Here is a 14,461-nt window from a genome sequence, read left to right on the forward strand (position 1 = left end):
TCCTTTAAGTTAATATAAGTTATATGTAGCTAACTTTTTATTTAAACAAGAAACAATTCTTGACTTAAAGTAAAAAGAAACTAGCCTTTTTTATTTTCCGCAGAACAGCCGCAGCATCCGCAACCGCAGCCGCTCTTAGGATTGATATTTTTTTCTCCGCAGCTGCAGGCTGAAGCCTTACCCTTAAATATCCTGTAATATTTACGGATGAGTAAGAGAATCACACCTGCAACTATCGAAATAGTCAAAACCATTCCCAATGTCATAAGGCAATCCTTATTTTACAGGCACTGCTTCAATCCAAAGTACGGCATCCTGTGAAAGTTCTTTACCGGCAAATTCGTTTACATTTCCGGCACCGAGGGCAGCAAAGCCCCAGTATCCGGCCTTATGAGGAACAAAGGAGAAGTTTCCGTTTTCATCTGCTAAAATAACGGCAGCGGCATTTTTTGTTTTTGCCTTCTTCTCAAATTTGCTTTTTTTCATGTTTACATCAAAGTTGATATATTCAACTTCAATTTCCGCATTGGGAACAGGTTTGCCTTTTGAGTCTACAACAGTACCTCTGAAAAGTCCGCCTACCCAAACATCGTAAGGCTTTACCAATGGCATGATTTCGGGGTAACCTTCGGCACATCTTGCACTCCAGTCCGTATCAAGACCTGCCTTATTGATAAAGACCTTGGTAATCTGCTGGATATACTTATCTTCAGCACCTTCATAGTAAGGATGAGGAACAGCGATAAGAGCCCAGTCTCCGCCTCCTCTAAAACCGTTATCCTTATTTAAGGTAAGGTCATAGGCTGAAGCCGTATTTTCTGAAGTTGTAAACTCTGTTTTCTTTAATGAGGGAAGAAGATCCTGAATCTTTGCCTTGTGCACGGAAAAGAATTTTTCAAAACCCTTGATTTCTCCGGCCTCGTTTTTACCGACATCCATTGCGTGTCCTGATTCTGCAGGATGTGTAAAAACAATCTTAAAATCAACAGAGTTGCCTTCAACTCTTGAGGTCGGGGTATAAATCATTTGGAAGTGTGCAAATGAAGCCATAGATACCAAGAATAAAAATAAAACTATTCCTGTACGCTTTTTCATAAAAAACTCTCCTATAAATATTTTAGTCTAAAGACTCATAATCTTAAGTTCAAAAAAAGATAGGACCAAAAGTCTTGCTTTAAACTCACGGAAAAATCTTTTTTTTCAAATCCAAATGTAAATCAGCACTTACAATCTATCTTATTCTTAAAAAAAAAGCAAGCCCCCAAAGACGGAACAGCAAACTTTTAATTAAAAATAAATCGGAGATTAAATAAAGGAAACACGAAAAACGCAAGGCATCAGCTCCGTTTATAGAAAAAGCTGACAATAAAATAGAGTTGTACAATAATGAGTTTTCCGATTTTCCTTCCCTCCGAAGGATTTCGTAATACTACAAATAGGCAGGTCTCCTGACTTATGATTTAAAGTTTATCGCCTTCCCATATTAACAGTGGCTTATGCCTCCAATACATAGATGCATTATGATAAACAAACTCAATTACAGTAGCGGGGGCTGTGCCGGTTTTTCACCGGTTTCCCTTTTAATCTTAAAAATTAATTTAAGAACCTTATTTGTCTATAACCTTCGGGTAATTATAAATATTTTCAAAAAAAAAGCAAGCCCCCAACAAGTCTTATTTATTTACTATTCCTACTTATTTTCAGCCTTATCCGAAATCTTTTTAAAGATAGGAGGCCAAGCGAACATAACCACAAAAAGCAAGATTACTATTATCAGGGCCGCAGGCGAAAATCCTTCCTTGGGTTTTGCTCTTTCAGAAGGCTCTCCGTCAGAAGAAGATATATCGGCTTGTTTTGTACTATCGGCCTGTTCGACCGCATCTTCAATCTTACTGACCTCAAACCAAATAACGGCATCTTGAGAAAGTTCTTTTCCTCCGAATTCCTTTTCCTTCCCTACTCTAAGGGCGGCAAAGCCCCAGTATCCCGGACAAGGAGGAATAAACTCGAAAACGCCGGTATTATCGGCCATTATCATTCCGGCGCCCGCTTTTTGCAGCTTAGGTTCTCCGGTAAATTTCTTGTTTGCCATATCCACATCGTAGTTCATGTTTTCAAATTCAACTTGAGCATAAGGCACGGGGTTCCCAGCGGAGTCCAAAACAAGGGCACGGATCACACCGCCCTCCCAAATATCGTAGGGCTTTACCAAAGGCAAAATTTCGGGATAACCCTCGGCAACCCTTGACTGCCAATCGGTTGAAAGTCCGGCCTTGTTAATAAAGACCTTAGTTATCTGCTGAATATATCCGTCATCGGCTGCTTCAAAATACGGATGAGGAACGGCAACCAAGACCCAGTCTCCGCCTCCCCTAAAACCTGCCTCCTTATCAAATTCAAAGGTATATGCAAAGGCCTTGTTTTCCGCAGATTCAAATTCCCCCTTTTTTAAAAAGGGCATTAAGTCGGTCTTGTTTTCTTTATGGATGGAATAAAATTCCTTTAAGCCTTTTATTTCGCCTGCTTCATTTTTACCTATGTCCATAGTAAGGCCGGAATCAAAGGGATGAGTAAAAGAAATTATAAAATCAACCTTGTTATTTGAAGCTTCGATTATCGAAGCCGGAGTATAAATAATTTGAAAGTGAGCAAAAAGGCTCAAAGCCGTCCAGCATAGCAATACGGAAAAAAATAGCTTTTTCACTTTTTACACCTACCTTTTTTGTTTTTTAAAGAGGAAGACAATCAGTATCGAATTTATTACGGCAAGTACAAGGGCCAAGATTGCCGTAAACGAAGGACCGACACTAGGCATTGCCGAAACGGTATCCATAGGAACCCAACCTGCAGAACCGGAGACAGCAACGGGCTTTTGAGCCTGAGCAGCATCTCCGGCTGACTCGTTTTCTCCTGCGGCTTCAGAAGAAGCAGCCTGACTGCCGAAACCGCCTTCGGGTTCGGGACCGTCTTTTACGATAATATGGCCCGGCCCTGCATCAAAGGTTACAGTATAAGGAACATTCGGGATAGGCAGGTTGAGTTCGCCTACATCGGGGAATTCTCCTTCCCAGATTTTTTGCCCTGAAGCCTTATCGGTAAGATAAAGTTTAACACCGGCAGCCGAAGCTCCATTTGAAAATCCGCCTTGAACATAGATAGTTCCGTCTCCGTTATCTTCAACGGTCAATAGGGGCGAATGTGCAAAAAGCATAATAGAACACATCATTAAAACAAATACGATAAATATTTTTTTCATCTATAAACTCCCATAAATTTATAATCCTAAATGTGAACCTCTAAAAGCCGCAGCTTTAGAGGCTTTCCTTAAATTTCTTTTACAATCAAAAGCCGAACAATCTTCCCAGCTGGAAAACTAGGACGGCAACCAGCGAGCTCAGGACCACGGGATACATAACACTGAATAGCGTCCAACCCACACTCTGTGTCTCGGTCTTTGTTGCCATAACGGTAGCAATACAGGGTGGAAAGAGGGCTATCAAAATCATAATAGTAAGACCGTCTAATGGGGTCAATCCCGTTTCCTTATCCTGAATGCGGGCTTCCAAAACTTTACCCGAATCCTCGCTTGAAGACTCAACACTGTAAATAGTGCCCAAGGTCGAAACAAGAGCTTCCTTTGCGGCAAAGGAACCTAGAATTGCGATATTTACCTTCCAATCAAAGCCCGCATATTTTGTAACGGGTTCCAATGCCTTTCCCAAATATCCCAAAACGGAGTTCTCCAAAGTTTCTTTACGCAGCTGTACGGAGATAAGCTTTAGGTCTGCACTTGCAGGGCGTATAGCCTTTGCAGCGGCAGCAGCTTCGGAATCGATTACAGCTGTGCCTGAAATTTTCACTTTTCCGGTTCTGACAATGGCAAAGAAGTAAGGATTCAGCTTTTGCCAATAAGCATAAAATGAAGCCTTTAAAATAGGCTTTTGAAATTCTTGAGCATCATTGTATGCCTTATCAAAATCTTTTTTTGCGGAAGAATACATATCAAAATAATTTTTAAAAGCACCTATATTACTGCCGAGTTCAATTTTTCCTTTTAAGGCTATTTTTGTCATTTCGGGATTTTGTAAAAACAATCTGTTTACATTCTTTTCCATGCCCTTAGCTCCGCCGAACAGATTTATAGCATCATACAAATAAAGCTTTTCGGTTAAACGCTGATATTCTATAAAGCCCTTTTCGGAAGTAAAATATTGGGAATAGGAATTGTTTAATTTTCCTGCAAAGTCCTGAATGTAAGCTGCTTTTCTTGCTTCATATTGAGCGGTTTTTTCAGAGCTCAATGAGGGGAAATTTACGCCCGCCCAAATTATAACTGAAACGGCAACTACAGTCGTTGCAACTTTTTTTATAAAGCTCCATAAGCGTTCAAAGGTGCGTGTTAAAACACCTCTAAGGGTCGGCATATTATAAGCCGGAAGCTCAAGTACAAAGGGTTCAGGCTTGCCGTGAACAACATAGAGGCTGAAATATTTTGCAACAATCAGGGCGACTATCAATGTAAAAAATGAAATTCCGCCTAGAACTATCCATTGGTAACTTGTAAAAAATATTCCCGTAATTAAAACATAAAAGGGAATCTTTGCCATACAGTTAAGAAGGGGCAGGATAAGAATCGTTACCAATCTTGACTTATCATCCCTGATTGTCCTTGTGGACATAACACCGGGAACAACGCAGCCTCCCATTATAACGCCCGATAGAATCATAGGAAGGGTTGACTGTCCGTGTAAACCGAACTTGCGTAAAATCCTATCCATGATAAAGGCAAGGCGGGCCATGTAGCCGACATCTTCCAAAAAGGCAATGAGGGCAAACAAGCAGAAAAAGATTGGGACATAGTTTAAAATCATTATTGCCCCATCAATTATCCCGCTTAAAAACAAACCTCTTAAAGGCCCCTCGTTTATAAGTCCTTCAGGATAAATAAGTTGAGAAACTATTGTTCTGACAAATTTAAATATCGGGAAAACCTTGTCGGTCATCTTATAACCCAAAACTACCGTTATCCAATAAAAAACCAAAACAAGCTCAACCAAAATCAAAAGACCGTAAACCTTGTGACAAAGCACTTTGTCGATTCTGTCGGTTGAATTTATACTGCCTGAACCGCCTTTAGTATAAATAAGAGCGGCTCCTCCCGTAAAGGCAAAGGCTCCGGCTATACTAAGAATCAAGCGTAGAATGCTATTTGCAAAGATAGGAACCGGCAAAAGCAAAAAGAGGGAATCCAAAATCTCATAGGTTACAAAACAAAGAATAAGGGCGGCAATAACCTCGGTAATCTTTCTTTTAATATTTAAGGACTCGACGGCTTTTTGTTCAAGCTCTTTTTTTGAAACTGCAGCTTCAACGATTTTTTTTGCCGCAGCGGAGCGGGCAAGAGCTATTTCTATTTCAAAGCTGTGCTTATGTTTTTCCTTGTGCTCGGCTTCAATTTCTTTTATAAAAGTTAAAATGGAATCAAAGTTTGTAAAATTTTTACCCTCTTCTTCGATAACTGCGGAATCCTTTTCGCAAAGCTTGATTGCAAGCCATCTTAAGGGAATAGAAAAAAAATCGTCCTTTGCAGAAGCCTTTAATTTTTCGACAATTTTTTCCAAATAGGATTCCATATCCTTACCGTAGGTAAGCATAAAGGGACTTTGAGGTTCGGAGCTTTCAGCCCTTCTTGAAATAAGTTCTTTTAATTCGTTTATCTTTTCTTTTTTCTTGGCCGAACCGGCTATTATCGGAATACCCAAGAGAGAAGAAACTTTATCGACATCGATTTGCAAGCCTGCATTTTTTGCAGAATCCATCTTGTTTAAGTACATAACAAGAGGACAGTTCATTTCCAAAAGCTGGAATGTCAGATAAAGATGTCTTTCCAAATTTGAGGCATCGGCAATGTTTACCAAAAGTTCGGGCTTTTCACGGAGGATAAAATTACGGGTTACCCTTTCTTCCGGTGAATAGGAAGTAAGGCTGTAAGTGCCGGGCAAGTCGGTAATAAAAACCGATTGGTCAAGAGCAAAATACTCTCCCGTTTTTTTCTCGACAGTGATACCCGGATAGTTTGCAACATGCTGATGAGCTCCCGTCATCATGTTAAATAGGGTTGACTTACCGGAGTTAGGCTGACCGGCAAAAGCAATATTTATTTTTTCTTTTTTCATATTCTAAACTTCTTTTACAATGATTTTTTTAGCTTCATCCTTGCGGACTGCTACAAGCGAACCGCAGATGGAAATGTCAAAGGGATCTAAAAGCGGGGCCTTTCTTACAACCGAAAGTTCAGCTCCGGGAGTAAACCCAAGACTTATAAGCCTTTGCAAAGTCATTCCGCTTATCTCAAGATCTTCTATGATTCCTTTTTTTCCTTGTTCCAATTCATCAAGAGTCATTTAAATCTCCAATCTCCTCAATACTATAAACGCACCAAAATTTTAGAAGCAAGATTATAATCTACTGCATATTTTGAACCGTTTACCAAAAGCAAAATAGGCCCTTTTTTATCGGCCTGAGAAGTAACAACGGTTATTTCCGTATTTATATCTATTCCAAAACTGCGAAGGCGGGAAAATTCGGCCCCCGTTCCGTCAAATTTAAGTACGGAGGCCTTGTCGCCTTCCTTCAAAATAATTAAGGGTACCAATGTCAGCAACCTCTCACAAAATGTTGCAACGAACATACATTATTTTTTTATTTTAATCAAGGCATAAATGAAAAAAACTTAGAAATTCAGTTTTAATCTCGGTATAAATCTGCCTGAGCAGAATAAAGCTTCCTATACTCCTCACAAGAAGAAAAAAGCTCGTCATGGGTACCTAAAGCTAAGAGCCTGCCCTCTTTCATAAGGGCAACCCTGTCTACAAGCCTGCACAGGCCCGCCCTATGCGAGATAATTACAGCGGTTTTGTTTTTGATAAGGCTTATAAACCGTTTTAGAACAAGGCTTTCTTCGATAGGATCGAGGGCCGAGGTCGGCTCATCAAGGATTAAAAAATCGGCATTTTTAAAACGGCAGCGGCTTAGGGCAAGCCTCTGCCATTCTCCACCTGAAAGTTCAGCTCCATTAAAAATACGCCCAAGTCTTCCGTCCAAACCACCTGTCTTTTCTAAAAGATAATCGGCATCGTTTTCCTTTAAGGCTTCTATAATTTTTACCTCTTCGTTTATCCTGCTCAAATCTGAAATTGCAACATTTTCTCTCAAACTAAAATTATATTGAACAGGCTTTTGAAGAGTAAGAGAAATATTTTTATAAAGAGCATCCTTGTCAAGAAAATTTAAATCGGTACCGTCCCAAAGAACGGCACCCTCGTCCGCCTCGTAAAGCCCTAAAATAATTTTAGAAAGAGTTGTCTTACCCGAACCGTTTTCGCCTATAAGAGCTATTGTTTCTCCTTTTCTAATGGAAAGATTTATATCCTCAATAGCTTTTTTATCTTTATTCGGATATGAAAAAGAAACGTTTTTCAATTCGATGCAATTTTTTAAACTATAAAAAGAATCTTTAGATTCGGCGGACGATTTTTTTAATACGGAGACTGAATCTTTAAACTCTGAGGCTGTTTCTTCGGGTAAATCTAAAAAATCGAAAAAATGTTTTGTGTGGGCGGCATACATTGAAATCGAGCCTAGGGCTTCCAAAAGATTCCGCATACAAAACTGAATCATAGTAAAAGCACCGATGGCTGCTCCAAAATTTCCGATGCTGATTGTTTTATTTAAGGCAAGGTAAAGACAGATAAAAACGGCAATTCCATATCCGATAGAAGAAAGCATGTCGCAAAACAAAACGGAAAAGGCATCTTTTTTCTTTAACTTCCAAAATGGATCAAAAACTTCCTTGTTCTTTTTAAGCCATTTTTCTTTTATGTACTCATCGGATCTTGAAATGCGCAATTCCTTTCCTGCACTCTTGTCCGTAAAAAGAGACCAAAGATAATCCAATTTTCTCTCCTCAGGAATTTGAATCGATTTATATTTATACATTTCTTTTCCGCGGATAAGGCGGGTAATAAAATAAGGAATAACCGAAATGCCTGCAACAAAAAAAAGCTGCCAATCGAATTTGCTTATTACAAATGTTAAAGAAGCTATTTCGATAAATCGGCAAAAAATATAAATCATACGCATTACAAGATAAGGCACATATTCGTTTTCTATATTATCCTTAGCATACTTATACATGTTTAAGATATTTGCATCTTCAAATTCGATTAAGCGTAATCGTGAAGCCTTTTCGGCAATTAAAAGATTTGCATAATTGTTCGGTTTTTCATACATTCCGATATTCATTGAGCCGTTATAAACAAGAGCCCATAATTCCTGTAAGACATAAAGGGAGGCAAAACTCAAAGCATAAAGCAAAAGACTTTTAGATTCAACCCTTTTTTGAGAATAAGCTATAACGGTGTCAATAAAACCGCTTAAAAGAATAGCTGCAATAGAATGAAACAAGGCCTGCCAAATCTCTTCAATTAAAACAAAAATATGTGAAACGGGACTTACCCTAAAAGTAAATTTAAAAGAACGATATAGATAATTATTTTTCATAAGTCTCCTCTCATAAAAACTTTATTAGTGTCAGGCTCATCCTTATACCAAGAGGCCTGCTCCTTGTACATTTTAGAATAAAGGCCGCCATTTTTTATAAGTTCATCATGGGAGCCTTTTTCTATTATTCTTCCTTCATTGAGCACAAAAATGATGTCTGCCATTTTTGCACTTGCAAGACGGTGAGAGATAAAAATACAGCCCCGCCCCTTATTGGAAGTACCTATAATTTTTTGAAGATTTTGATACATTTCTTTTTCGGCTGAAGGATCCAATGAAGCCGTAGGTTCATCAAAAATTATAAAATTAGTTTTAGCGACACAAGCCCTTGCAATTGCAAGTTTTTGTTTTTGTCCTCCCGAAAGCTCCGTTCCCGATTCTTCCAATTTTCCAAGATGCTTATCCAGATCATCAAAAACCGGATCATCGGAAATAAGGGCAAGGGATTTTTTTAGGTGTTCATCATCATTTAAAAATTCGATACTTCCCAGTGCTGCATTTTCACGCAGGCTCATCTGATAGCTTGCATAATCTTGAAACACAACACTAAACTCCTTATGAAGGGCATCGCGGGAAATAGAGTTTATGTTTTTTGAACCTATAAAGATATTTCCGGATGAAGGCTTATAAAGCCCTGTTATCAGTTTTATCAAACTTGTTTTTCCGCTGCCGTTTTTTCCTACCAAGGCAATGTGTGCCCCCGCTTCTATCCTAAAAGAAATATTTTTTAAAACTTCTTTTTTAGAATTAGGATAATGGAAAGAAACATTTTCAAAAATGATTGCATTTTTTTTATCGAAAGTTTTTTGTTCCAAAATGTTTTGTTCTAAAATTTTTTCCTCATGCCGCATCTTGTTATAGTGAATATCATGGGGAAGGTCCATAAATGTGTACAAAAAGCCGATACTCTTATTATCATCAATCAGGCCCCAAAAACTTTGAGACATAAATACAAGCAAATAATAAATTTCCGTTATTGAGGCTATAAGACCTGTAAACATTCCTACAGATACTTGTCCTCTTATGATTAACCTAATCAAAACAAAGATTAAAAAAGAAAACCATGCTATCATTATTACGGAAGCAATCCCCATGTAACGGTAAGATTTTAGAGTAATCGATATTCTTTCCTTTAATAAAACCTTATACTTATCCTTAAATTTTTTTACGATAAAAGGAATCGCGGAAAATATTTTTAATTCGGGCAAGGCATCCTTATTTGAAAGGATAGAGCTTAAATCTTCGAGTTCTCTTTCATCAAAAACTTGAGAAGCATAGATAGCTTGGATTTTTTTTGTTGCAATATATTCGTTTATAAAATCTAAAACTAAAAAAACAAAAAAGCCGAGACTCAGCCAAGGGGAAACCCTTGCAAATATAAAAACCATTCCAAAAAGTTTTATACTGTCACAAAGGAATGCCCTACATTCTTTAAAAAGATTTATAACCTTTTTTGCAGGGCGGCTCCTAATTTCCTTTAATGCATCGTGTAATGCAGCATCCTCAAAACATGCAAAATCTATCTTAAGCATCTTGGTTAAAATAGCTTCGGATAAATTATAAGTCAATTTTTTTTCAAGATAGATAAAGGCTATATTGCTTATAAAATTAACATGATTCATAAAAAGAATGGTTAGGGCTAAAACAGCAGCATTCCATAAAACGGAAGACAAAACAACAGACTCTTTTAAAAATAAAATTATAGAATCGATTAATTTTTGAGTATATAAAACCGTAAAAGGAAGGGTCAGCCCGGTAAAAACCGAAAGAAAAAATAAGACTACAGCCGGAAAGGCTCCGTATTTAAAAACAGTGCAGATGCACTTAATAAAATTCTTTAACATATTGAACTCCTAGACAAAAGAAAAAAGTTTACAACTTAAAAGGCACACCATTACAGCACTCCTCAAAACCGAAGTTTTTAGAAGTTATCTAGTTTTAAAAGAAACTTAAAATCTGTAATCGGCGGCTATTTTTGTCTATTTATTCAATTTATTTTCCTCTCATTTTATATCTATTAAAAATTACAATCTTTGATACATGTTATCAAAATCTATAAATCATGTCAATTATATTGTTTCGCTTATCCGCCGCTATCGGAATTCGTAAAGAAGACTTGACCCTCATCAAAAAAAAGGATAGTATTTGTCTATGAAAAAATTTGAAGAAAGACTGGAAAAACTTGAAAAGATAAGCGATGACATACGCTCCTCCGATATTCCTTTGGAAAAAGCTCTTTCCCTCTTTGAAGAAGGCATAAAGCTTGCCAAGGGGCTCGAAAAAGATATAGAAAAAATGGAAGGAAAGATTGAAGTCTTATTAAACCAGCCCGTACTGCCTGAAGAAGAGCCGGAACTCGACCTGTTTACGGTAACGGAAAACGTTTAAAGGAAGCCCGCATGAGAGAATACAAGCCCGTAAAACTCTTATCAAAAGAAACCGCAAGCAAAATAGCCGCCGGAGAAGTTATCGAGCGGCCTGCCTCTGTTGTGCGGGAACTATTGGATAACTCGATAGATGCGGGAGCCTCTCAAATTATAGTAGAAATCGAAGAAGGCGGAATAAGTGCAATAAGGGTAAGCGATGACGGCTGCGGAATGACAAGGGAAGACTTGGAACTTTGTACCCATACCCATTCCACAAGCAAAATAGAAGAGGCTGAAGACCTCCTTCACTTACGGAGCTTGGGCTTTAGGGGCGAAGCCCTTTCATCGGTGCAGGCGGTAAGCTCCCTCGAAATTACCTCCACCCGCGAAGGCCCCGCAGCTTGGAAACTTTCCTTAGGAAAGATTTCTCCTGCCCGCCTAAATAATGGCACAACAGTCGAAGTTAAAAATCTTTTTGAAAACTTCCCTGCCCGAAAAAAATTTTTAAAACGCCCCCAATATGAGGCAGCCCAATGCCGTCAGACCTTTGTCGAAAAGGCCCTCCCCCACTACAATATCGAAATGCGTTATATAGCGGACGGAATAAATAAGCTCATTCTTCCGGCCCATTCTTCCTTAAAAGAAAGATGCCTTGCAGCCATGAGCCTTAAAGAACCTGAAGAGCTTTTTTACGAGATAAACCAAAAAGGCGACGGCTTTTCTTTTAAAGCAATTTTAGGAAGCCCCGCTGTAGTCCGATCCGACAAGCGGAATATCTATATTTTTGTAAACGGAAGGCGGATAAACGAGTACGGCCTTGTTCAAGCCGTTTGCTATGCATCGGAAGGCTATTTTCCCAATGGAGGCTTTCCCACAGCCTTTGTGTTTTTAAATGTAGACCCCGAAAGAGTCGACTTCAATATTCATCCTGCAAAAAGGGAAGCAAAATTTGAAGACTATAAAGAAATCCATCACAGCCTGAGCTCAACCATAAGTTCTTTTTATAAACAAAAAACGGTTTCCGATCTTTTAAAGGAAAGCTATCAACCTGAATATACGCGAGGCTTTGATTTTGAAAAAACTGAATATGAAGCCGCCGATTTAAACCAAAGCTATAATCCGGCCGGCACAAAAAACTATCTGCAGAGCAATACCTTCGACTATCGGCAGAACAGCACAAAAACCTATTGGCCGTCATCTCCGATAAAGCAGCTTGAAGCCTCGGCAGCTTTTCAGGAAGTGTCAGCAGCACAGCATAGACTGTCGGCTGCTGCTCATGAGGTCTCAGCTCTGCCGCAAGACCTCCCCAAATCCAATTTTAAATTTTTAGGCCAATTTTGCGGCACCTTTATCGCTGTCGAAAAAAACAATGCCCTCTATATAATAGACCAACATGCCGCCCACGAGCGTATCCTCTTTGAAGGCTTAAAAAAAAGCCTCGGCCCCTCGCAGGAACTTTTAATTCCTTACCGCCTCGAAACGGAATCCGAAAAAGACGATGAAATCATAAGGCTAAACCTCCAAGAGCTTCAAAAAGCGGGCTTTAATATAAGTGAAGAAAAAAAAGGGCTTTGGATTATAAGGGCGGTTCCCATAAGATGGCAGGGCACGGAAAAGGACTTAAAAGAAGACCTTGCAGGTGCAGGTAAGGATACTTCGGGACTCATGCACCATATCCTTGCAAGATCTGCCTGCCGTGCCGCCTGCAAAGACGGCGACATCATCGACCCCGTTTCTGCATACAATATAGCGGTTAAAACCTTCGCCCTCCCCGAACCGCTCTGCCCCCACGGCCGCCCCCTCTATTTTATAATCGACCGCACCGAACTTTTTAAACGGATAAAGCGAACTTAATCTCGGCTTGACTATGAGACCTTAAACGAGTAAAATAAACGCATAAGATTTTATTTTTAGGAGTACTAGATATGAAAGAAATCATAGCAACAAACAAAGCACCTTCAGCCATCGGCCCCTATTCTCAGGGAATTAAGGCAAACGGTTTTGTATTTACGTCGGGGCAAATCCCCTTGGATCCTGCTACGGGAGCCTTTCCTGAAGGAATTAAAGCCCAAACACGCCAGTCCTTGCTCAACGTAAAGGCAATTTTGGAACAGGCAGGAACAAGCATCGACAAGGTAATCAAAACCACCGTTTTTTTAAGCGATATGAATAACTTTGCTGCAATGAACGAGGTATATGCAGAAATCTTCGGTTCATCAAACCATCCTTCAAGATCTGCAGTACAGGTTGCCCGCCTTCCTAAAGACGCCCTCGTCGAAATAGAAGTAATCGCTCTTGCATAATTTATTTAAAGTACGGGTTTTTCCTGTGCTTCTGGCTTCGGCCCTCTTATTTGCCTCTTGTGCAAACAAAGAGGCCGAACCTGAAACCGTCTATTCAGAAGAAAAAACCGAAGAGGAAACCAAACCGATAAGCACAGTCTGGTATTATTTTACTCAAGATGCAGAATCGGAAACTCCATGCTTAAAACAAACGGATTCTCCCGAAAAAGTTCCCGAGCAAGGCTTTAGGCCGTGGACAGAGGCTGTAAGAGTGTCGGGCTTAGGGCTGATGTATGATCCTCCCCTCTTTCTTGTAAATAAGGCAGGGATTTTACCTGCATTTTCAATTGAAGAAGAACCTACAATAGAAATAAAAAGCGAATTTTATACAAAAACGGCTGAAGGTTTTTATAGAACGGACGTCGGAAGCCTTATAAGATTATATACAAACACCATCTTTTCCTCCATTCTTCAGGATGAAAGCCCTTCAAGTCTTTTACGCTATAATAGCGTAAACGGAGACCTTTTAAGCCTCATCCGCCCCGAACACTTTAAACTTAAAAATCTTTCACAGCTTTCAGCCCTGGAATTCAATAAAAAATGGTTTGCGGCTTTTAAAACGGAACAAGACGGCCGTGTAGAATTCGATTATTTTTCCTTTTTTTCTTTTGAAGACTTATTAAAGGGAAAATATTCCGTAATAAGTCAAGAAGAATTTATTAAGGCGTCTTCTCCTGTTACCGCCTTTCGGGATGAGAGCGGCATAGGTAAAATTTTCAAAATGACTGAAAAAAACGTAAAAGCGGAGATGTTTTCGGAAGATTTAAAAACAAAGCAGGTAATTTTTTACCGAAATTCAAATACCTCATATGCAGGAGACTTTGAAATTACGGCCTCGGTATGTGAATTTACACCTGAAAACGCTTCCCCCCCCCTTAAGGCCGTTCTTTTAGAAACCGGCCGGCTTTTTTACACAGATCCGGAAACTGAAGAATGGGTGGAAACCGCCCTGCCGGTACTCCCCGAAGGATTTATTTATACATACTTCGTAATAAGAAAAGATATTATAATTTCGGCCTGGGAAGAACAAAGATTTTTTGAAACAGGACGCTCCGGCCTAATAGTATACAAAATCCGGCAATAAATTATATAAAAAAGACAAGAATTTGACATTATCTAGTTGACAAAAATGCGAGCTCTCATCTATTATAATAATATAGATGTAAACCAATAGTAGTACAAGGGGTTGTT

Annotated in this window: 13 protein-coding genes and 1 riboswitch; of the genes, 4 read left to right on the top strand and 9 right to left on the bottom strand. The window is 39.1% G+C overall.

The features are described 5' to 3' along the window. Window positions 1-80 precede the first annotated feature (80 nt). The 9 genes from HGJ18_RS06945 to HGJ18_RS06985 form a co-directional block, all read right to left on the bottom strand. On the bottom strand, window positions 81-266 hold the full coding sequence (locus tag HGJ18_RS06945; protein ID WP_253695292.1) for a hypothetical protein: 186 nt from the start codon (window positions 264-266) through the stop codon (window positions 81-83). Window positions 267-276: 10 nt separating this feature from the next. Then, window positions 277-1,095, bottom strand: coding sequence for a DUF4198 domain-containing protein (locus HGJ18_RS06950; RefSeq protein WP_253695293.1), 819 nt, complete (start codon window positions 1,093-1,095; stop codon window positions 277-279). Between the two features lie 326 nt (window positions 1,096-1,421). Further along, window positions 1,422-1,625: riboswitch (cobalamin riboswitch) on the bottom strand. A 65-nt stretch (window positions 1,626-1,690) separates the two neighbouring features. After that, window positions 1,691-2,704 (bottom strand): DUF4198 domain-containing protein, encoded by a 1,014-nt coding sequence (locus tag HGJ18_RS06955; protein WP_253695294.1) that lies wholly within the window; start codon window positions 2,702-2,704, stop codon window positions 1,691-1,693. 9 nt (window positions 2,705-2,713) lie between these two features. Then, entirely contained in the window at window positions 2,714-3,256 is a 543-nt protein-coding gene (locus tag HGJ18_RS06960) for a hypothetical protein (protein ID WP_002675501.1), read from the bottom strand. Window positions 3,257-3,341: 85 nt separating this feature from the next. Next, window positions 3,342-6,176, bottom strand: coding sequence for a ferrous iron transport protein B (gene feoB / locus HGJ18_RS06965; protein WP_253695295.1), 2,835 nt, complete (start codon window positions 6,174-6,176; stop codon window positions 3,342-3,344). Between the two features lie 3 nt (window positions 6,177-6,179). After that, on the bottom strand, window positions 6,180-6,404 hold the full coding sequence (locus tag HGJ18_RS06970; RefSeq protein WP_002668304.1) for a FeoA family protein: 225 nt from the start codon (window positions 6,402-6,404) through the stop codon (window positions 6,180-6,182). A 23-nt stretch (window positions 6,405-6,427) separates the two neighbouring features. Next, on the bottom strand, window positions 6,428-6,691 hold the full coding sequence (locus HGJ18_RS06975; RefSeq protein WP_315315651.1) for a FeoA family protein: 264 nt from the start codon (window positions 6,689-6,691) through the stop codon (window positions 6,428-6,430). Window positions 6,692-6,747: 56 nt separating this feature from the next. Then, window positions 6,748-8,562 carry an ABC transporter ATP-binding protein gene (locus HGJ18_RS06980; RefSeq protein WP_253695297.1) on the bottom strand — a complete coding sequence of 605 codons (1,815 nt, stop codon included), beginning with the start codon at window positions 8,560-8,562 and terminating at the stop codon, window positions 6,748-6,750. Next, complete coding sequence (locus tag HGJ18_RS06985; RefSeq protein ID WP_253695298.1) at window positions 8,559-10,406, bottom strand: ABC transporter ATP-binding protein; 1,848 nt, start codon at window positions 10,404-10,406, stop codon at window positions 8,559-8,561. The genes HGJ18_RS06980 and HGJ18_RS06985 overlap by 4 nt, the downstream gene beginning before the upstream one ends. Window positions 10,407-10,713: 307 nt before the next feature. On the opposite strand from HGJ18_RS06985, the gene xseB reads away from it, so the two are divergent. The 4 genes from xseB (at window position 10,714) to HGJ18_RS07005 (ending at window position 14,354) form a co-directional block, all read left to right on the top strand. Beyond that, window positions 10,714-10,950, top strand: a complete 237-nt coding sequence (xseB, locus tag HGJ18_RS06990; protein WP_002668301.1) for an exodeoxyribonuclease VII small subunit — start codon at window positions 10,714-10,716, stop codon at window positions 10,948-10,950. Window positions 10,951-10,961: 11 nt separating this feature from the next. Beyond that, window positions 10,962-12,782 carry a DNA mismatch repair endonuclease MutL gene (mutL, locus tag HGJ18_RS06995; RefSeq protein WP_253695299.1) on the top strand — a complete coding sequence of 607 codons (1,821 nt, stop codon included), beginning with the start codon at window positions 10,962-10,964 and terminating at the stop codon, window positions 12,780-12,782. A gap of 71 nt (window positions 12,783-12,853) precedes the next feature. After that, window positions 12,854-13,231 carry a RidA family protein gene (locus tag HGJ18_RS07000; RefSeq protein ID WP_002668289.1) on the top strand — a complete coding sequence of 126 codons (378 nt, stop codon included), beginning with the start codon at window positions 12,854-12,856 and terminating at the stop codon, window positions 13,229-13,231. A gap of 25 nt (window positions 13,232-13,256) precedes the next feature. Continuing rightward, window positions 13,257-14,354, top strand: coding sequence for a DUF8086 family protein (locus tag HGJ18_RS07005; RefSeq protein WP_253695300.1), 1,098 nt, complete (start codon window positions 13,257-13,259; stop codon window positions 14,352-14,354). The last annotated feature ends 107 nt before the right edge of the window (window positions 14,355-14,461 follow it).

The sequence above is a fragment of the Treponema denticola genome (assembly GCF_024181405.1).
GTDB classification, from domain to species: Bacteria; Spirochaetota; Spirochaetia; order Treponematales; family Treponemataceae; genus Treponema_B; species Treponema_B denticola_D.

Excerpts from the sequence above, each read along its gene's own strand:
- HGJ18_RS06945 (WP_253695292.1), bottom strand. The coding sequence starts at position 266 with ATGACATTGGGAATGGTTTTGACTATTTCGATAGTTGCAGGTGTGATT.
- HGJ18_RS06950 (WP_253695293.1), bottom strand. The coding sequence starts at position 1,095 with ATGAAAAAGCGTACAGGAATAGTTTTATTTTTATTCTTGGTATCTATG.
- HGJ18_RS06960 (WP_002675501.1), bottom strand. The coding sequence starts at position 3,256 with ATGAAAAAAATATTTATCGTATTTGTTTTAATGATGTGTTCTATTATG.
- feoB (WP_253695295.1), bottom strand. The coding sequence starts at position 6,176 with ATGAAAAAAGAAAAAATAAATATTGCTTTTGCCGGTCAGCCTAACTCC.
- HGJ18_RS06970 (WP_002668304.1), bottom strand. The coding sequence starts at position 6,404 with ATGACTCTTGATGAATTGGAACAAGGAAAAAAAGGAATCATAGAAGAT.
- HGJ18_RS06975 (WP_315315651.1), bottom strand. The coding sequence starts at position 6,691 with ATGTTCGTTGCAACATTTTGTGAGAGGTTGCTGACATTGGTACCCTTA.
- HGJ18_RS06980 (WP_253695297.1), bottom strand. The coding sequence starts at position 8,562 with ATGAAAAATAATTATCTATATCGTTCTTTTAAATTTACTTTTAGGGTA.
- HGJ18_RS06985 (WP_253695298.1), bottom strand. The coding sequence starts at position 10,406 with ATGTTAAAGAATTTTATTAAGTGCATCTGCACTGTTTTTAAATACGGA.
- xseB (WP_002668301.1), top strand. The coding sequence starts at position 10,714 with ATGAAAAAATTTGAAGAAAGACTGGAAAAACTTGAAAAGATAAGCGAT.
- mutL (WP_253695299.1), top strand. The coding sequence starts at position 10,962 with ATGAGAGAATACAAGCCCGTAAAACTCTTATCAAAAGAAACCGCAAGC.
- HGJ18_RS07000 (WP_002668289.1), top strand. The coding sequence starts at position 12,854 with ATGAAAGAAATCATAGCAACAAACAAAGCACCTTCAGCCATCGGCCCC.